At 73.8% G+C, this 18899-nt stretch carries 15 protein-coding genes and 1 rRNA gene; 4 read left to right on the top strand and 12 right to left on the bottom strand.

What is annotated here, in order from left to right; all coding sequences use genetic code 11:
* The 9 genes from B124_RS32425 to B124_RS32385 form a co-directional block, all read right to left on the bottom strand.
* Positions 1-111, bottom strand: a 16S ribosomal RNA gene (locus B124_RS32425); the annotation flags it as partial.
* 309 nt (positions 112-420) lie between these two features.
* Entirely contained in the window at positions 421-1050 is a 630-nt protein-coding gene (locus B124_RS32420) for a hypothetical protein (RefSeq protein WP_496506590.1), read from the bottom strand.
* Between the two features lie 103 nt (positions 1051-1153).
* Positions 1154-2617, bottom strand: coding sequence for an adenosylhomocysteinase (ahcY, locus tag B124_RS32415; RefSeq protein WP_496506589.1), 1464 nt, complete (start codon positions 2615-2617; stop codon positions 1154-1156).
* A gap of 340 nt (positions 2618-2957) precedes the next feature.
* Positions 2958-3881: a cation diffusion facilitator family transporter gene (locus tag B124_RS32410; protein ID WP_496506588.1), complete on the bottom strand. Its 924-nt coding sequence runs from the start codon at positions 3879-3881 to the stop codon at positions 2958-2960.
* Positions 3882-4048: 167 nt separating this feature from the next.
* Positions 4049-5245 (bottom strand): mannose-6-phosphate isomerase, class I, encoded by a 1197-nt coding sequence (manA, locus tag B124_RS32405; protein ID WP_496506587.1) that lies wholly within the window; start codon positions 5243-5245, stop codon positions 4049-4051.
* A 19-nt stretch (positions 5246-5264) separates the two neighbouring features.
* Positions 5265-6386: an SIS domain-containing protein gene (locus B124_RS32400; protein WP_496506586.1), complete on the bottom strand. Its 1122-nt coding sequence runs from the start codon at positions 6384-6386 to the stop codon at positions 5265-5267.
* A 12-nt stretch (positions 6387-6398) separates the two neighbouring features.
* Entirely contained in the window at positions 6399-6602 is a 204-nt protein-coding gene (locus tag B124_RS32395) for a Trm112 family protein (RefSeq protein ID WP_496506585.1), read from the bottom strand.
* 215 nt (positions 6603-6817) lie between these two features.
* On the bottom strand, positions 6818-8176 hold the full coding sequence (locus B124_RS32390; protein WP_496506584.1) for a phosphomannomutase/phosphoglucomutase: 1359 nt from the start codon (positions 8174-8176) through the stop codon (positions 6818-6820).
* A gap of 96 nt (positions 8177-8272) precedes the next feature.
* Positions 8273-8674 (bottom strand): DUF3499 domain-containing protein, encoded by a 402-nt coding sequence (locus B124_RS32385; protein ID WP_496506583.1) that lies wholly within the window; start codon positions 8672-8674, stop codon positions 8273-8275.
* 400 nt (positions 8675-9074) lie between these two features.
* Between B124_RS32385 and B124_RS32380 the strand changes: the two genes are divergently transcribed.
* Positions 9075-9455, top strand: coding sequence for a metallopeptidase family protein (locus tag B124_RS32380; RefSeq protein WP_496506593.1), 381 nt, complete (start codon positions 9075-9077; stop codon positions 9453-9455).
* Between the two features lie 15 nt (positions 9456-9470).
* Here B124_RS32380 and B124_RS32375 read toward each other — a convergent pair whose 3' ends face one another.
* From B124_RS32375 to B124_RS32365, 3 genes are all read right to left on the bottom strand, one after another.
* Entirely contained in the window at positions 9471-11036 is a 1566-nt protein-coding gene (locus tag B124_RS32375; RefSeq protein ID WP_496506582.1) for a DUF5719 family protein, read from the bottom strand.
* Positions 11033-14863 (bottom strand): glycosyltransferase family 2 protein, encoded by a 3831-nt coding sequence (locus tag B124_RS32370; protein ID WP_496506581.1) that lies wholly within the window; start codon positions 14861-14863, stop codon positions 11033-11035. Before B124_RS32370 ends, B124_RS32375 begins: the two co-directional genes overlap by 4 nt.
* A gap of 228 nt (positions 14864-15091) precedes the next feature.
* Positions 15092-15355 (bottom strand): WhiB family transcriptional regulator, encoded by a 264-nt coding sequence (locus B124_RS32365; RefSeq protein WP_018840771.1) that lies wholly within the window; start codon positions 15353-15355, stop codon positions 15092-15094.
* A gap of 635 nt (positions 15356-15990) precedes the next feature.
* On the opposite strand from B124_RS32365, the gene B124_RS32360 reads away from it, so the two are divergent.
* Genes B124_RS32360 through B124_RS32350 form a run of 3 tightly spaced genes read left to right on the top strand, consistent with a single transcriptional unit; the run spans position 15991 to position 18893 of the window.
* A complete protein-coding gene (locus B124_RS32360) occupies positions 15991-16503 on the top strand; it encodes a cysteine dioxygenase (protein WP_496506580.1) in 513 nt (170 codons plus the stop codon).
* 24 nt (positions 16504-16527) lie between these two features.
* Positions 16528-17484, top strand: coding sequence for a 2-phospho-L-lactate transferase (cofD, locus tag B124_RS32355; protein ID WP_496506579.1), 957 nt, complete (start codon positions 16528-16530; stop codon positions 17482-17484).
* Entirely contained in the window at positions 17481-18893 is a 1413-nt protein-coding gene (locus B124_RS32350) for a coenzyme F420-0:L-glutamate ligase (RefSeq protein ID WP_496506578.1), read from the top strand. The genes cofD and B124_RS32350 overlap by 4 nt, the downstream gene beginning before the upstream one ends.
* Positions 18894-18899 lie beyond the last annotated feature (6 nt).

Here is an 18899-nt window from a genome sequence, read left to right as displayed (position 1 = left end):
TACTCACCCGTTCGCCACTAATCCCCGGCCGAAACCGGATCATCGTTCGACTTGCATGTGTTAAGCACGCCGCCAGCGTTCGTCCTGAGCCAGGATCAAACTCTCCGTAAATGCATACAAAAGAATGCAGCACTACAGAACGAGTCTGCCTCGCTACTGCTGTGTCACTACATCAAACACTTGGCATCAATTACTTGGCACACTGTTGAGTTCTCAAAGAACGGACACTACCTTCAAAACCCTCACCGGGCTTCTCCGGGCGTTTCCCTTCGGTGTTCTGAACCTTACCAGACCCTTTCCGGTGCGAATTCCCGCTCCCGATCGGGTAGTTCAGAGAGTGCTCTGCTTCGGAGTCATGGTGCCCTCCTGCTCGAGCGACGTGAACAGTACCAGGTCAACCGCGTGCGATGCGAATCGCCCTCAGTCGTCCAAGGAGTTGGGCGGGGTGTCGAGTTCTTCGAGTTCGACGCCGGGGGCCGCCAAGACCACGTCGCCGGCGATGTGGACCCCGTGCTGTTCGCCCGTCTCCAGGTCGCTGACCTGGTAGTTCACCACCCGCAGCGGGCCGGTGTCGGTCTCGTGGGTGTCCTCTCCCGTGCGGGTCCACGCCTGGTCCACCGTGCGCGGGGCGAGGACCGGGTGGGTGAGTGCGACGAGGCGGAGGCGTTGGGGGGTTGGGGCGCGGGTTGGGGTGGGGGGTGTGGTGAGGAGGCGGGTGGTGGCGATGAGGAACGCCGGGGAGGTGCCCGTGAAGCCCAGGGCGCGGGCGTTGCCCTCGCGGGCGTCGTTGCCCGTCGGGTCCGAGCGGACCCAGGTGATGCCGTCCAGGGCGGCGCCGCGGACCTGCCAGCCGCCGGCGTGGAGTTCGAGGCGGACGGGGCGGCCGAGGTGGTCGATGGTGAGGTCGACGGAGCCGGTGACCGTGCCGTCGGGGGCGGTGGTCTGGGCGGTGTAGCGCCAGCCGGAGGCGCCGGGGGCGCAGTGGAAGCGTTCGTCGCCCAGCGGGGTGCCGTCGTACGGGTCGTGGAGGGAATAGCGTCCGCGCGGCATGTCCGGCACCTTACGCGGCGGGCTCTCCCGCGACGCGTGGCCGCCCGCCCGGAAGTTCCGGGCGGGCGGCGGGGTGGTTCGGTGGCTCAGTACCTGTAGTGGCTCAGTACCGGTAGTGGTCCGGCTTGTACGGGCCCTCGACCTTCACGCCGATGTACGACGCCTGCTCCGGCCGGAGTTCGGTGAGCCGGACGCCGAGGGCGTCGAGGTGGAGGCGGGCGACCTTCTCGTCGAGGTGCTTGGGCAGCACGTAGACGCCGGTCGGGTACTCGGAGGTCTTCGTGAACAGCTCGATCTGGGCGATCGTCTGGTTCGCGAAGGAGTTGGACATGACGAACGACGGGTGGCCCGTCGCGTTGCCGAGGTTCAGCAGGCGGCCTTCTGACAGCACGATGAGGACCTTGCCCTCGGGGAAGGTCCAGGTGTGCACCTGCGGCTTGACCTCGTCCTTGACGATGCCCGGCAGCTTGGCGAGGCCGGCCATGTCGATCTCGTTGTCGAAGTGGCCGATGTTGCCGACGATCGCCTGGTGCTTCATCCGCCGCATGTGGTCGGCGAGGATGATGTCCTTGTTGCCGGTGGCGGTGACGAAGATGTCGGCGGTCTCGACGACGTCCTCCAGGCGCGCCACCTGGTAGCCGTCCATGGCGGCCTGCAGGGCGCAGATCGGGTCGATCTCGGTGATGATGACCCGGGCGCCCTGGGCGCGCAGGGACTCGGCGCAGCCCTTGCCGACGTCGCCGTAGCCGCAGATGACCGCGGTCTTGCCGCCGATGAGGACGTCGGTGGCGCGGTTGATGCCGTCGACGAGGGAATGGCGGCAGCCGTACTTGTTGTCGAACTTCGACTTGGTCACCGAGTCGTTGACGTTGATGGCGGGGAAGAGCAGCGTGCCGCCCTGGTGCATCTCGTAGAGCCGGTGGACGCCGGTGGTGGTCTCCTCGGTGACGCCGCGGATCTCGGAGGCGAGCTGGGTCCACTTCTGCGGGGTCTCGGCGACGGTGCGGGTGAGGAGTTCGAGGATGACGCGCTCCTCGTCGCTCTCCGCGGTGTCGGGCGAGGGGACCTTGCCGTCCTTCTCGAACTCGACGCCCTTGTGGACGAGGAGGGTGGCGTCGCCGCCGTCGTCCAGGATCATGTTCGGGCCGCCGGTGGCGGTGCCGGGCCAGGTCAGGACCTGCTCCGTGCACCACCAGTACTCCTGGAGCGTCTCGCCCTTCCAGGCGAAGACGGGGATGCCGCGGGGGTTGTCCGGGGTGCCGTCGGGGCCGACGGCGATCGCCGCGGCGGCGTGATCCTGGGTGGAGAAGATGTTGCAGGAGGCCCAGCGGACCTCGGCGCCGAGGGCGGCGAGGGTCTCGATGAGGACCGCGGTCTGCACGGTCATGTGGAGCGAGCCGGTGATGCGGGCGCCGGCGAGCGGCTGGGCCTCGGCGTACTCCTTGCGGATGGCCATGAGGCCGGGCATCTCATGCTCGGCGAGCTGGATCTCCTTGCGGCCGAACGCGGCCAGGGACAGGTCGGCGACCTTGAAGTCCGGGCTCGTGGCGGTGGTCGTGGAAGTCACGTCGCAACTCCTTGAGGGTGGTCGGATTCCCTGAGCGCAGACGGGACGTGCGCGCGGCGCGTGTGTGTCCGCACGTGTGCGGACACACCGGTCCCTTCTGCAGCTCAGTCCGCCGGAGGCCCTCTCTCCCCCTCGGCCGGCCCGCTGGCGGGCCACCCGATCGCCATCAGCAGCGACGTCTGGCTCTGCCCCACGAATCTACCGCAGGCTGCCCCCGCCGCGGGGGGCCTGTGGGCAACGGGAACCGGCCATCCCGCGGACCGGACAGCCGGTGGGACAGGCGGGCCGGGAAGCGGGCGTGCGGGCTCCCGCGGGTGCTTGACGCGGGCCCGTGACGGCGTTACGTGTCCGCCGGTGTGCGGGCGATGTCCGGTTCCAGGTAGATCATCCGCGCCAGCGGCACCGCCTCGCGCACCCGTGCCTCCGCGGCGTCGATGGCGCGTGCCACCTGGCCCGCCGTGTCGTCGTGCTGCACCGCGATCTTCGCGGCGACCAGCAGTTCGTCCGGGCCGAGGTAAAGGGTCTTGAGGTGGATGACCTGGGTGACGGCCTCGCCGTCGACGAGCGCGGTGGCGATGGCCTCCACGTCGGCGTCGCTGGCGCCCTCGCCGAGGAGCAGGCTCTTGGTCTCGGTGGCGAGTATGACGGCGATGATCAGCAGCAGGGCGCCGATGCACACCGTGCCGATGCCGTCCCAGACGCCGTCGCCGGTGGCCAGGGCGATGCCCACGCCGCCGAGCGCCAGGATCAGGCCGACGAGCGCGCCGAGGTCCTCCAGCAGCACCACGGGCAGCTCGGGGGCCTTGGCGCGGCGGATGAACTCCCACCAGCCCTGGCCGCCCCGTACCTCGTTGGACTCCTTGATCGCGGTGCGGAAGGAGAAGGACTCCGCGATGATCGCGAAGACGAGGACGCCCACCGGCCAGTACCAGTGGTCGATCTCGTGCGGGTCCTGGATCTTGTGGTAGCCCTCGTAGATCGCGAAGAGGCCGCCGACGGAGAAGAGCACGATGGAGACGAGGAACGCGTAGACGTACCTCTCGCGGCCGTAGCCGAAGGGGTGCTCCTTCGTGGCCGCTCGTGTGGCGCGCTTGCCGCCGAGGAGGAGCAGCGCCTGGTTGCCGGAGTCGGCGAGGGAGTGCACGGCCTCGGCGAGCATGGAGGACGAGCCGCTGAAGGCCCATGCCACGAACTTCGCAGCCGCGATCGACAAGTTGGCGCCGAGCGCCGCGAGGATCGCCTTCGTACCGCCGCCTGCAGCCATGTGCCGCCGGTTCCCTTCCGTCTTCCGCGGGGCGCGGCGGGAGGCCGCGCCCTGTCACGGCGGCACATTGTGTCAGCACCGCGGCCGGGGGACGCAAGCCCCGCCGTCCGCGGCTGTGGATAAGAGGCTGTGGACAACCCGCGGTGGGCGCGCGGATCCGGCCGGTGTCAGGCAGCCGTCGTGGCGCGGAAGAGGGTGCCGGAGCCCGTGGCGTGCAGCTCGCCGTCCGCGGCCGGGATGAAGGCGGACTCGCCGCGGTGCAGGGCCAGGTGCTCGCCGGCGGCGTTGGTCAGCTCCGCGCTGCCGTCGGTGCACAGCAGGATCTGCGGGCCCGCGCCCGCCGCCGGGGCGGCGACGGTGACGGGGCCTTCGTCGAGGTCGTGGCGGTGGAGGCGGAAGTCGTCCACGGGTACGGCGTAGCCGCCGTCGGGACCGGCGCGCAGCACGTCGGGGGCGCCGGGGGTGAACGAGACGATCTTCAGCAGCTCCGGCACGTCCACGTGCTTGGGCGTGAGACCGCAGCGCAGCACGTTGTCGGAGTTGGCCATGATCTCGACGCCGACGCCGTCGAGGTAGGCGTGCGGGACGCCGGCGCCGAGGAAGAGCGCCTCGCCGGGCTGCAGCCTGATGACGTTGAGCAGGAAGGCGGCGATGACGCCGGGGTCGCCGGGCCAGGAGTGGGCCAGGGCGCCGTAGGCGGCGTAGTCGGCCGCGTACGGGGAGTTACTGGTGCCCAGCTTCTCCGCCGCCCGGCCCGCGGCCTCGACGGTGGGCGCGAGCTCGTCGCGGTCGGCGCGCAGCACGCCGGCGAACACCTCGCGCAGCGCGTCCTGTTCGGGCTGTGCGCGCAGCGCGTCGGCGTACGGCTTGAGGCCGTCGACGCCGAGGCCGTCGAGCAGGCCGGCGGCGTCGGCCGCCGGGCGGAAGCCGCACAGGCCCTCGAAGAGGGTGAGCGCGCAGATCAGCTCGGGCTTGTGGTTGGCGTCCTTGTAGTTGCGCTCGGGGGCGTCGGCGGGCACGCCGCGCTCCTCCTCCTCGCTGTAGCCGACGCGGGCCTGGGCGAGGTCGGGGTGGACCTGCAGGGACAGCGGGGCGGCGGCGGCCAGCACCTTGAGCAGGAAGGGCAGCCGGGGCCCGAAGCGCGCCACGGCCGCCGGGCCCAGCTCGGCCTCGGGGTCACCGTCGATCACCTGGTCCAGGGGGACGGGGCCGGCGCCGCGGTCGAGGCGGGAGGGCGCGCCGTGGTGGGCGCCCATCCACAGCTCGGCCTGCGGCTCGCCGGTGGGGTCGGTGCCGAGCAGCTCGGGGATGGCGGTGGTGGAGCCCCAGGCGTACGGGCGGACGGTGTTGTTCAGGCGGTCCATATGGCCATCTTCATACGGATCATGCGGAACCTGCAGCCAGGGCGAGGTAAACGGCGGTGAAATCGGCGGTGGCGATCAGCTCGCCGGCGGCCTCCAGGGGGGCGCCGTCGGACGGTTCCAGCTCGCTGACGGGAGTGCCCTGGGCGGAGGCCAGCTCGCGGACCGCGGGGGCGGCCTGCCTCGGGGTGCGGGCGGCGTCGGTGGACTCGTCGTACAGCAGGACGATGCGGGCGCGGAGCGCCGCGGGCTCCTCGACGCGGTCGCGGAAGATGTCGTCGGGGTCGGCGCCGGAGGTGAACGCCTCGGACAGCAGCATGCCGTGCGCGGCCAGTGCGTCGGGCAGCGCCGCGGGCAGCGCGGGGCGGCCGGCGACGGCGGCTAGCTGGCGGGCGAAGTAGCGCGCGGCGACGCCCGCGACAGAGCCCTCGCTCCACAGCAGCGGCAGCGACTCGGCCAGCTCGGCGGCGAGCGTCTTGGCGGGGTTCGCGTACGTCTCGATGGCCGGCCCGCAGCGCTCGGCGACGATGTCGAGGCGGTCGGCGACCCGGGAGAGGACGTCGTCGGGGGCGGAAATCAGACCAATGCGGTCGGCGAGCGCGAGCAGCGGGGTGAGCAGCGGCCACAGGCCGCCGGTCTCGATCTGCTCGCCGGGGGCGCGCAGCAGCGGCATCGCGAGCCCGCGGGAGGTGACTATCTCGGTGACCGCGGAGGTGCGGGGGGCGACCGCGGCGACGGTGCAGCCGCGCCGGTACGCCTGCTCGACGAGCGCGGTGAGACCCGGTTCGCGGCCGTAGTCGGTGGTGATGAGCAGCAGGTCGTACGGGCCTGCCCAGCCGGGCAGCGCCCAGTTCAGGGCGCTGGGCTCGGGGCGGGCGCCGGTGGGGCGCAGGGCGGTGACGGGGCAGGCGCCGCCGGTCAGCGCGCGCAGCAGGTCGGCGGTGGTGTACGCGACGGGTCCTGGGCCGGCGACGAGCAGCGCGCGGGGGCGGCCGTCCGGCTGCACCCTGGCGAGGTCGGACTCGGCGGCCTGGCGGGTGGCGATGCGCATCTGGGCGCCGGCCTGGGCGGCGGAGCGCAGCAGGCCGCGGGCGTCGGCGCGGCCGAGTTCCCCGGGGTCGTCGAGCAGCGACTCGTCGAGCATGGCGGCGGGGGCCTAGGCGGGGCGGCGGGCTTCGTCCACGAGCAGGACGGGGATCTCGTCGCGTACGGGGTAGACGAGGCCGCAGGTGTCGGAGGTGCACTGCAGCTCGGGCTCGCCGGGGGCGGCGTCACCGTCGGCGCCGTCCTTGCTCTCGCGCAGCGGGGCGTGGCACGCCGGGCAGGCGAGGATCTCCAGGAGGCTGGCGTCGACCGGCATGTGCGTCCCCTTCGGCTGGCTGCGGCGGTGCTGGGCTCGGCTGTGCGTGCGAGCGGCAGCCGCCAGCCTACCGCCGGGCGTACGGGCCCGCCTGCGCGCGGGCGTGCCCACGTGCGCGGGGGCGGGGGCGGGGGCGTAAGGGCCGTACGTCCATGGGGCCGTGCCCCTTACCGGTTACCGGCCGGCTGCGGTGTCTCTCCGGCCGCGCCCGCCGCTCAGCCCCGTACCAGCGCCAGCGCCTCGTCCCGGACCCGCGCCATCGTCTCCGCGTCGCCCGCCTCCACGTTCAGCCGCAGCAGCGGCTCCGTGTTGGACGCCCGCAGGTTGAACCACCAGCCGTCGCCGGTGACCGTCAGCCCGTCCAGCTCGTCGATCGTGACGCCCTCGCGTCCGGTGTACGCGGCCCTGACCGCCGCCAGCCGCCCGTCCTGGTCGTCGACGGTGCTGTTGATCTCGCCGGAGGCCGCGTACCGGTTGTAGGCGGCGACGAGCTGCGACAGCGGCCCGTCCTGGCCGCCGAGCGCGGCGAGGACGTGGAGCGCGGCGAGCATGCCGGTGTCGGCGTTCCAGAAGTCGCGGAAGTAGTAGTGCGCGGAGTGCTCGCCGCCGAAGATGGCGCCGGTCCTGGCCATCTCCTGCTTGATGAAGGAGTGGCCGACGCGGGTGCGCACGGGGGTGCCGCCGTGCTCCTTGACGACCTCGGGCACGGACCAGGACGTGATCAGGTTGTGGATGATCGTGCCGCCGCCGTTGCGCTCCAGCTCGCGCGCGGCGACCAGCGCGGTGATCGCGGACGGCGGGACCGGGTCGCCCTTCTCGTCCACGACGAAGCAGCGGTCGGCGTCGCCGTCGAAGGCGAGACCGGCGTCGGCACCGGTCTTGCGGACCTCGGCCTGCAGGTCGGTGATGTTCTTCGGGTCGAGCGGGTTGGCCTCGTGGTTGGGGAAGGTGCCGTCCAGCTCGAAGTAGAGGGGGACGACATCGACGGGCAGGGGCGCGAAGACGCTGGGCACGGTGTGGCCCGCCATGCCGTTGCCGGCGTCCACGACGACCTTCAGCGGGCGCACGGCGCTGAGGTCGACCAGGGAGCGCAGGTGGGCGGCGTAGTCGGCGAGGAGGTCGGTCTCGGTGACGCCGCCGGGCTCCGCGACGGGCGCGGGCGGGCCCTCGGCCTGCCACCGCTCGACCTTGGCGCGGATCTCGGCGAGGCCGGTGTCCCGGCCGACGGGGGCGGCGCCGGCGCGGCACATCTTGATGCCGTTGTACCGCGCGGGGTTGTGGCTGGCGGTGAACATGGCGCCGGGCAGGCCGAGATGGCCGCTGGCGAAGTAGAGCTGGTCGGTGGAGCACAGACCGATGAGGACGGCGTCCGCGCCGCGGGCGGCGGCGCCGCGCGCGAAGGCGGCGGCCAGCGCGGGCGACGAGGGGCGCATGTCATGGCCGATGACGATCCGGTCGGCGCCGGTGGTCTCGGTGAAGGCGGCGCCGAAGAGCTCGACGAGCGGCTCGTCGAGCTGCTCGGGGAAGACGCCGCGTACGTCGTACGCCTTCACGATCGTCGAGAGATCGGTCACGGGATACCGCCCTTCGCACGCTGCCTGAGGCTTGCACAGTACGCGATGAGGCGGGCACGCGCCGTCCGGGGCGGCGGGCGGCGGGGAGGGCGGTGGTCAGGCTTCCGGGGAGCGGAGCACCCGCAGGTGGGCGCGGCGGGCGACCTCCATGGGGTCCGCGTCCCGGCCGCCGGGGGCCGCGGCGCGCGGGGCGGTGATGCCGTCGCCGTCCGGCGCCGCGCGGGGCGGGCGGGCCGCTTCGCGTACGGCGTTGGCCAGGGCCTCCAGGTCGTCGCTGCTGGGCCGCGCGGGGCCTGAGGGGACCGCGAGCCGGACGACTTCCCAGCCGCGCGGGGCGGTGAGCCGTTCGGAGTGCTCCGTGCACAGGTCGTAACAGTGCGGCTCGGCGTAGGTGGCGAGGGGGCCGAGGACGGCGGTGGAGTCGGCGTAGACGTAAGTGAGCGTCGCGACGGCGGCACGGCCGCATGCGGTGCGCGAACAGCGACGTACAGGGCTCACGATGTTGGACGGTACCGCACTCCTGAGCGGGCCGCGACGACTCGTCGCCGCGTCACCCACCCGTGTCGCCTGCCGTGCTGCGCGAAGCACGGCGCGTATGGCCGAGTTGACCTGCGACATCGGTCACATCGGCGGCGGGTACGACGTTGCAAGTGATCATCCCTGGCTGCAAATCGTGTCAATCCCACCGGTTTCGGCGGACTTCGGGTCGTTCATCTGCGGGCCGATTCCTGCGCCGACCGTTCACTTCGCGACATTCCCGGGGTTGCCCCGGGATGGACTGCGGCGGGCCCGGCGCGGGCTACGCTCATCGGTGATGGAGCACACAGAACGGCAGGCGACGCCCCCCGAGCCCCCGCCGCACCCGCGTGGCCGCACCCGCGACCGCCACGGCCGCGGCATGCGGGGCCCCGTGGCGCCGCCGCAGGTGCCGCTGTCGCTCAGCCGCGCGGACGCCTTCGTCGACCTGGTGCACGAGTCCGCCACCCGCCTCGAACGCCGCTGGCCCCAGCTCGCCGGCGTCGAGTTCGCCGTCCTCGACGTCCCCGGCCGCGACAGCGGCCCGCCCGGCTGGGAGGACGACGGCGGGGTGCCGCTCGGCAAGCTCGTCACGGGCGGCGAGGGCCCGGACCGTATCGTCGTCTACCGCCGCCCCGTCGAGATCCGCACGAAGAACCGCGACGAGCGCGCGCTGCTGGTCCACGAGGTGATCGTCGAGCAGGTCGCCGAACTCCTCGGCGTCGCCCCGGAGTCGGTGGATCCGCACTACGGCCAGGAGTGACCGCGGCGCCCCGCGTCAGTCCGTGAGGACGCCCAGGTCCTGCTCGGCGTCCGGGACTTCGACCATGCTGTTGTCGTCCGGGAGGGTCTGGATCGTGAACATCGGGATGCCGTCCTCCTTCGTCTGAAGCGTGCGCGAGGCGTAGAGCCGGCCGCCCGAGGCGCGTTCGACGGTGAGCGCGAAGGTGCCCTTGGTGCCGGACGCCTTCGGGGGCTCGACGGTGAGGGTGGTGCGGGGTTTGACCGTGTACGTCTCCTCCGCGGCCTCGCCGCCCTCGCTGCCCGGCGACGCGGTCACCTTGACCTCGACAGCCTTGTCGGGGGCGGTCAGGGACAGCGTCGCGGCCCCTTCCCAGTTCCCGGCGGCCGTGGCGCGCGACTCGACGGGCATCGAGGAGGGGATGAACGCCATCTCCTGCTCGGTGTTCTTGCCGCGGGTCACGCGCAGGGCGGCGACGACGGGTGCCGTACTGCCGTCCTCCGGCTCCAGGATCAGCGAACCCACCTCGCCCTGCGTGAGCTTCTGCATGTCGATCGCCGTCGTCATGCCGCTCTTGGCGTGCACCGACTCGTATCCGGCGGGGGTGATCGAGCCGTTGGGTCCGGCGAGCTTCACGGCGAGGTCGGCGTCGTCCTCCCCCGGGACGTAGACGACGAGGCGCACGGAGGTGGCGTCGCCGGGGATGCCCGGGAGGACGGCGCCCGGCGCGGGTGCGGAGACGGGCTGGAGCCAGTCGCCGCCAAGCTGCTCGTCGACGGCGTGCACGGCGGCGCCGACGCGGCCCGAGCGGGCGGCGACGTGCACCGCGACGTTGATCGACGGCTCCTCGGTGAGCGTGGAGAGCAGCACCGAGGCGCTGGAGCGGGCCGGGACCCGGATGTCGTCGCCGGTCTCGCTCTCGACCGGGCCGTCCTTGTCGAACAGCTCCAGGTCGACGATGGCGTCCTCGTCGTCGGGGTTGGTCAACTGGACGTAGTCGCGGCGCTCGTCGATCGTGCTGGCGCCGGCGAACCAGAACTCGCTGTCGGGCGCCGTGCAGCGCGCGCCGGACAGGCCGCGGCCGTCGCCCGCGGTGACGAGGGTCGTCTGCTGCACGCTCCAGCCGGGGGCGAAGTCGCCCTCCGCGGTGCCGACGAGCGCGGGGGCCCCGGTCTCGTCGGTGGTGGCCGCGGCGGGGGTGCCGGCGCGCTTCAGGGGGGCGACGGGGTCGGGGGCGTCGTCCTTCTGCGGTGCGTCCTTCTCCTTCTGCCCGTCCTTCCCGTCGCCGCCGTCGCCCTGTTTCTCCTCTTCTTCGGCGGCTTCTTCTCCGGCGGCTTCGGACTCCGTTGTGGCGGACAGCAGTTCTGCGCTGCCGTCGTCGCCCTCGCCCGGGGGCACGAAGGAGGTGTACGTCGTCTCGCCGAGCTCCGTGTCGCCGGGCTGCGGGCACAGCAGGGTGGTGCGCTCGACGGCGATACGGGCCGCGGCGGGTGCGGCGGTGGCGCCGTCGTCCTCGTCGCCGGGGACGGTGAGCGTGGCGACGCCGGCGGTGACGGCGAGCGCTGCCGCGGCGGCGATCAGGGAGAGGGGGCCGGTCTTCACGCGTTGTCGCTCCCGTCCCGCTCGGCGCCCGCGCCGTAGGTCCGTTGGTCGTCGTACGGGCCGGGGTACCCCTCTGCGCCGTACGGGTCCTGCCCGCCGTAGCCCTGCGCGGGCTGCTGTCCGCCCTGCTGCTCGCCCGCGTACGCACCGGCGTCGTACTGCGGCTCGTAGGGCGCCTCGTACGACGTCCCGCCGTACTGCTGGCCGTAGCCGGTGCCGTCCCACTCGTAGCCCTGCGGCGGGGCCGCGTACGGGTCGGCGACCCCCGTGTCCGCGTAGCCCTGCTCCGCCTGCCCGGCGCCCGGCACCGGCGCCGCGGCCCAGGCCGGCTGTTCGTCGGGAGCGCCGGGAGAGCCGGGCGGCATCGGCGGCATCGGGGGCGCTTCGGGCGCCGCACCCGGCGCGTCCGCGCCCGCGTCCGCCCCGCCGCCCGCGTCCGCGCCCTCCGCCGCGGCAGCCGCCGCCCGCAGCCGCCGTGCGCGCCGGCCGTCGCCCTGAAGCGCCTGCGCCGGCACCGCCGGCGCGCCCGCATCCGGCAGGTCGTCGTCCACGTGGCGCCGCCGCCCGGGCAGCGCCAGCACCAGCACGACGAGCAGCGCCGCGCCGCGCGCCCAGGTCCACGTCGTATGCGTCACGGCGGTGTCGTACGTGACGTCCAGCCGCCCGCCGCCGGCGGGCAGTTCGAAGCCCTGCGCCCAGCCGTCGACCGTCGTCGCCTTCAGCGGCTCGCCGTCCAGGGTGGCCTGCCACCCGGCGCTCGCCGCGTCCGCGAGGCGCAGCACCCGGCCCTCGGGACCCTCCTTGAGGTCCGTGTGCACCTCGACGGGTCCCGCGGCCACGGGCACCGGCTCGCTGGCAGCGGTCCCGGCGCTCTCGTCTCCGCCCTCGACCACGGTGACCCGCGAGACCCGGACGTCCACGCGCCACAGCGCGCCGCCGTCCTGCTGGCTGAGCCGGGTCAGCCCGGGGGTGGTGTCGAGTACGCGGCCGAAGGCGCGCGGGGCGTCGTTGCGTACGAGGACGTAGCGCACGGCGTACGCGCCCAGCTCGGCCGACTGGTCGGCGCCGGAGCCGGCCACCAGCCCGGAAACGGTGCCGGAGAGCCGGGAGTTGCCGCCGTCGGCCGCGGCCAGCTCGGCGTCGCCGAGGCGGGCGCCCGCGCCGCGTACCAGCATGTACTCGACCTCGCCGGCCGACCCGCCGACGACCAGCGTGCGCGGCTGGTCCGGCGTGCGGCTCTCCTCCGCGACGAACGCCGGCACCTGGTCGGCGCCGCCGCGCTCCAGCGGCCCGTCGGCGCCGCGCCACATCCACCCCGCGACCAGCACCAGCGGCCCCACGGCGCAGGCGACGGCGACGAGCGCGGCGGCCGGCTGCCGCCAGCCGAAGGACTGCTCGGCGACGCGGTGGCGGGCCCCGTCGGCGCCGATGACGGCGGCGGTCAGCAGCGCCAGCCCGTAGACGAGCGTCTGCGGGCCGGTCCAGCCGTCGCCCGCGCCGGCCGCGGCGAGCAGCCCGGCGAGGGCGGCGACGGCCCACGCGGCGCCGACCGGCAGCCGCCGGTCGGAGCGCAGCAGGGCGGCCATGGCGGCGAGCACGACGCCGGCGAGCAGCACGCCGCCGCCGGCGTTGGGGCCGCCGGGCGAGGCGAGCAGCAGGCCGAGGGGGCTCACGTCGGCGTCGGTCTCCAGCCCGGCCTCGGAGAAGAAGCGGGAGGGCCCGGTCAGCAGCTCGAGCGACCAGGGCGCCAGGAGCACCATGGGGGTGATCAGGACGGCCAGTTGCCGCAGGCCGTGACCGACGGGGCCGACGGGGCTCTCGCCGCGCACGACGCTGAAGGCGACCAGCGCGGCGGCCAGGCAGCCGGCCAGCGGCCAGACGACGGGCGTGAAGGCGGTGGTGACGGTCAGCAGCAGCGCGTACGCCCAGGCGCCGCGCCAGCTCGCCCGGCCGCGCAGCCCGCTCGCGGCGACGGCCGCGCGGGCGAGGAGCGGCAGCAGCACGGCGAGCACCGCGGTGCCGATGCGGCCGGCGGCGAGCGCGCCGGTGGCGGCGGGCAGGAAGGCGTACGCGACGCTGCCCCAGGCGCGCAGCAGGCGGGAGCTGACGAGCGGCCGGGAGGCGAAGTACGCGGTGAAGCCGGCCAGCGGCACCGAGCAGACGAGCAGCAGGGTCAGGGCGGCGTTGGTGCTGCCGAACAGGAGGCCGGCGAGGCCGGCGAGGAGCGCCAGGTAGGGCGGCGCGTCCTGGGTGCCGCCGGTGCCGACGGGGTGCCAGGAGTCGGCGTACGACGCCCAGAGGTCCCCGGCCTCGGCGGGGGCGGGCAGCAGCGCGCCGCCGATGAGGGCGCCGCCGCCGAGCAGCTCGCGGCAGGCGATGAGGGCGACGAGCAGCAGGACGGCGAAGAGCACAGGACCCGGCTTGCGCGCCACCCGCTTCAGCCGGGCGAACTGCTCGACTTGGAGAAAGTCGGCGTCGTCGTCGCCGGGGCCGCTCTCGACGGCGCCGCCGTGCCGGCCGCCGCCGGACAGCTCGGGCTCGGAGCGCCCGCTGAAGTTGCTGAACACCTGCTCGACGGTGACGCGGATGGTCGCGCCGCGGCCCGGGAAGAGCGGCTTGAGGTCGCCTGGCGGTACGGCTGCCTTACCGAGGAGGTTGCCCCGTCTGCGGCGGGCGGCGGCGATGCGGTGCGGGCTCAGCAGCACGGCGCCGAGGCCGGCGACCTCGTCGAGGGCCTGGCGCGGGACCTTGCCGACGAGGTAGGCGAGCGTGCGCAGCAGGGTGCCGAGGACGAGCCGGAAGGTGATGTACGGCAGGGCCGCCGCGGAGGAGTTGACGAGGAGGGTGTAGGCGGCACCGGCCTTGTCGACGCGGTGCGGGCTCGCCCCTTTCCCGGTCTGCCCGGATCTGCCGATGCAGTCGATGGAGCGCCGCTCACGGGCGGCTGCCTCGGCGTGCCGCATGACGGCGTCGGGCTGGACGACGACGCGGTGGCCGGCGCGGTGGGCGCGCCAGCACAGGTCGACGTCGTCGCGCATGAGGGGCAGCCGGACGTCGAAGCCGCCGAGTTGGTCGAAGACGTCGCGGCGGATGAGCATGCCGGCGGTGGAGACGGAGAGCACGTCGCGGATGCCGTCGTGCTGGCCCTGGTCCTGCTCGCGGCGGTCGATGCCGGTCCAGCGGCGACCGCTGTGGGCGATGGAGACGCCGGCCTCCAGCAACTGCCGGCGGTCGTACCAGCCGCGCAGCTTGGGGCCGATGATCGCGGCGGAGGGCGTGTCGTCGGCGAGGCGGAGCAGCGCTTCGAGCGCGTCGGGCTCGGCGGCGCAGTCGTCGTGCAGCAGCCACAGCCACTGCACGGGCTCGCCGTGCGGAAACTCCGGCATGTCGTACGCGTCGTCGCGCCAACTGCGGCTGACGGGGTCCCAGCCGCTGGGCCGGCGCAGGTACGGCAGTTGGTCGGGGGTGAGCACGCCCGCGGTGCGCGCGGCCTCGGCGGCGGCGGTGCCGAAGCCGGTGCGGCGGGCGAGGTGGAGCACGCGCTCGGCGCCGAGGGCTTCGGTGAGGATACGGGCGGAGCCGTCGGCGCTGCCGGTGTCGGCGGCGATGACGTTCTGCACGGGGCGCTCCTGCGCGGTGAGCGCCGCGAGCGCGTCGGGCAGCCACCGCTCGCCGTCGTGCGAGACGAGCACGGCGGTGACGACGTGCCGGGGGAAGGCGGGGGCGCCGCCGCCGGGGTCGGCCGTGGCCGTCCCGGGCCGGCCTGCCGCGTCGGCTGCGGCGGCCGGGTAGCCGGCCGCGTAGTCAGCGTTGCTGTGCTCGGACATCGAGGTGCGGACCCCTGGCGGAGTCCGGGTCACCTCCCGGGAATGTGGCGGCTGTCGTGGACGGTGCCCCACACTAGAGGGTCCCTCCGTCACAGGGCGACTTGGCGGACGATCCCCAGGCCGCCGCCGGGTTCCGCCGAGGTCACGTACGCCGCACGGGCGCCGGGCGCACGCCCCGCACGAACGCTCCGGCGCCGCGCTCGGCGCGCCGGGCCACCCGGCGGCCGGCTACAGCGCCGCTTTCTTCAGCCGGCGCCGCTCGCGCTCGGACAGGCCGCCCCAGATGCCGAAGCGCTCGTCGTTGGCGAGGGCGTACTCCAGGCACTCGGACCGGACTTCACAGGCGAGGCAGACCTTCTTGGCCTCGCGCGTGGATCCGCCCTTCTCCGGGAAGAAGGATTCGGGGTCGGTCTGGGCGCACAAGGCGCGCTCCTGCCACCCGAGCTCCTCGTCCGCCTCCTCGACCAGCACCTGCTGGAACAGCTCGGTCATCTGCGCCCCTCGTCTTTGCTTCCCCGTGATGTTGCCGTTACCGAATCGCCTGAACGGACACGTGTGAAATTACAGGTACGCCGCTCTGGCACAGTCAAGCCGGGATCTGCTATTGGACCTCTTATTCACCCTGCGGCACCAAGCCCTCGTGAATAGTGTTCATATCGGCCAAGACCATGACAGTCCGATAGACCGCGGCCCCGGCAGGTACCCCTGCCGAGGGAGACGATCGGGGCTTCGGCGTCGTTGCGGCCCGCCCGGCAAAGCGAAGAAGATCACAGTCGCGTCACGGATGCACAACGGCACCCCGGCCCCGACGGCCGTCTGCGGTTGGTCGCCGTCTCTCCGTACAACGGGGTGAATAAACCTTTCGCCACGGCCGGCAACCGGAAGGTGTGAATCCCTGCGCGGAACGCCGGCATCCAGTTGACAACCACCGCCCGGATCCGCTCTGCTGATGCGCATGTCGGGCCCGTGGCCGTACCGGCCGAGCGAGGAGTGTCCGAGCTGTTGTAGCCGCTGAGGCTCCAGCTCCGCCCCCTGCTGCCTGCACCGCAGGCGCCCCCACGCCCCACCCACCGCCTCCTCGCGCAACCCTCTGCGCGCACCACACACGCCAAGGACTCCCGAGCCCCATGCTCAGCGACATCCAGGTCGGTGGCGACCCGCTCGCCTTCCCGCACCTCCTCCCGCCCCCGCCCGCGCACCCCGTCACCGTCGCCGACTTCGCCGGCCTCGCCCGCGCGCTCGCCGCCGACCGGAACGCCTGGGCGCCGCTCGTCGACTACGACCCCGTCACGCGCTGGTACCACCGGCTGCGTACCGGCCCCGGCTACGAGGTGTGGCTGCTGAGCTGGCTGCCCGGACAGCGCAGCGGGGCGCACGGCCACGGCCCGTCCTCCGGCGTACTCACCATGCTGGAGGGGGAGTTGACGGAGCGCGCGAACCACACGCCGCGCATCCTCGCGCCGGGCGCGCAGAGATTCTTCGCGCCGGGGTACGTCCACGAGGTCGTCAACGACGCGCTGGCCCCCGCCGTCAGCCTGCACGTCTACTTCCCCGCCCTCACCGAGATGCCGATGCACCAGGACCAGCGCGACACCGCGTGCTGCGCCGGCCGCCGGACGTATGAGCCCGCCCGCCCCTGAGCCCGGCCTGCAAGACTGGGCGCCATGCGCATCGTTGTACTGGCCGGCGGGATCGGCGGCGCCCGGTTCCTCCGCGGCCTGAAGCAGGCAGAGCCGGACGCGGACGTCACCGTCGTCGGCAACACCGGCGACGACATCCATCTGTTCGGCCTCAAGGTCTGCCCCGACCTCGACACCGTGATGTACACGCTCGGCGGCGGCATCCACGAGGGGCAGGGCTGGGGCCGTGCCGACGAGACGTTCACCGTCAAGGAGGAACTCGCCGCGTACGGCGTCGGCCCCGGCTGGTTCGGGCTCGGCGACCGCGACTTCGCCACCCACATCGTGCGCACCCAGATGCTCGGCGCCGGTTTCCCGCTCAGCGCCGTCACCGAGGCGCTGTGCGACCGCTGGCGGCCGGGCGTCCGGCTGCTCCCGATGACCGACGACCGGGTCGAGACGCACGTCGCCGTCGAGGTGGACGGCGAGCGCAAGGCGATCCACTTCCAGGAGTACTGGGTGCGGCTGCGCGCCTCCGTGCCCGCGCTCGCCGTGGTGCCCGTCGGCGCCGAGCAGGCCAAGCCCGCGCCCGGCGTGCTGGAGGCCATCGGCGACGCCGACGTGGTCCTCTTCCCGCCGTCCAACCCCGTCGTCAGCATCGGCACGATCCTCGCCGTGCCGGGCATCCGCGAGGCCATCGCCGACGCCGACGTGCCCGTCGTGGGCCTGTCCCCCATCGTCGGCGGCGCCCCGGTGCGCGGCATGGCCGACAAGGTGCTGGCCGCCGTCGGCGTCGAGACCACCGCCGAGGCCGTCGCCCTGCACTACGGCTCCGGGCTCATCGACGGCTGGCTGGTCGACGAGGTGGACACGGCGGCGGTGCCGGCAGTGGAGGCCGCCGGGATCCGCTGCCGGGCGGTGCCGCTGATGATGCGGGACACGGACGCGACCGCGCGGATGGCCGCGGCGGCGCTGGAGCTGGCTCAGGAGGTACGGGCATGACGGCGGGTACAGGCACGGGCACGGAGACGGGTGCGGGTCCGGATCCGGAGGCCGGCGGCGCGGCGCCGGTCGCGGAGTTCCGCGTACGGGCCCTGCCCGGCATCCCCGAGGTGCGCCCCGGCGACGACCTGGCCGCGCTCGTCGCCGCCGCGGCCACCTCGTCGAGCGGCCTCGCCGGACCCCCGCTCGCCGACGGCGATATCCTCGTCGTCACCTCCAAGGTGGTCAGCAAGGCCGAGGGCCGGGTGCGGCAGACCGCCGTCCCCGGCGACCGGGAGGCCGCCATCGACGAGGAGACCGTGCGCCTCGTCGCCCGCCGCGGCCCGCTGCGTATCGTCGAGACCCGGCACGGCCTGGTGATGGCCGCCGCCGGCGTGGACGCCTCCAACACCCCCGCCGGCACCGTCCTGTTGCTCCCCGAGGACCCCGACGCCTCCGCCCGCGCGCTGCGCGCCGGCGTGCGCGCGGCCCTCGGCGTCAACGTCGGCGTCCTGGTCACCGACACCTTCGGCCGCCCCTGGCGCAACGGCGTCACCGATGTCGCCATCGGCTCCGCGGGCGTGCGGGTGCTGGACGACCTGCGCGGCGCCCCGGACACGTACGGCAACGCCCTGGAGGGCACGATCGTCGCCGTGGCCGACGAGCTGGCCGCCGCCGGCGAGCTGGTCAAGGGCAAGGCCGGCGGGCTGCCGGTCGCGGTGCTCAGCGGGCTGCCGCAGCTCGTCGCCCCGGCCGGCGAGGAGGACGGGCCGGGCGCGCGGGCGCTGGTGCGGGAGCCGGCCGAGGACATGTTCCGCCTCGGCACCTCGGAGGCGGTCCGCGAGGCGGTGACGCAGCGGCGTACGGTGCGCGCGTTCACCGCCGAGCCCGTCGACCCGGCGGCGGTGCGGCGGGCGGTGGCCGCCGCGGTGACGGCGCCGGCACCGCACCACACGACGCCGTGGCGGTTCGTGCTGCTGGAGTCGCAGGCGGCGCGGACCGAGCTGCTGGACGCGATGCGCGAGGCGTGGATCCGCGACCTGCGGGAGCTGAGCAACTACACGGAGGAGTCCATCGCCAAGCGGATCCGCCGCGGCGACGTGCTGCGCAACGCCCTGTATCTGGTGGTCCCCTGCCTGGTGATGGACGGCTCGCACACCTACCCCGACGACCGGCGCAACGCCGCCGAGCGGGAGATGTTCGTCGTCGCCACGGGGGCCGGGGTGCAGAACTTCCTCGTCGCGCTGGCGGCTGAGTCACTGGGCTCGGCGTGGGTGTCGTCCACGATGTTCTGCCGGGACGTGGTCCGCGAGGTGCTGGACCTGCCGGCGGACTGGGACCCGATGGGCGCGGTGGCCGTGGGCCACGCGGCGGCCCCGCCGCGGGAGCGCCCGCCGCGGACGGCGGAGGCGTTCACCGTGGTGCGCTGAGCGCGC

The organism is Streptomyces sp. CNP082 (genome assembly GCF_059570535.1).
Note: the sequence above shows the minus strand (reverse complement) of the source record. Positions and strands in the feature narration are given on the sequence as shown.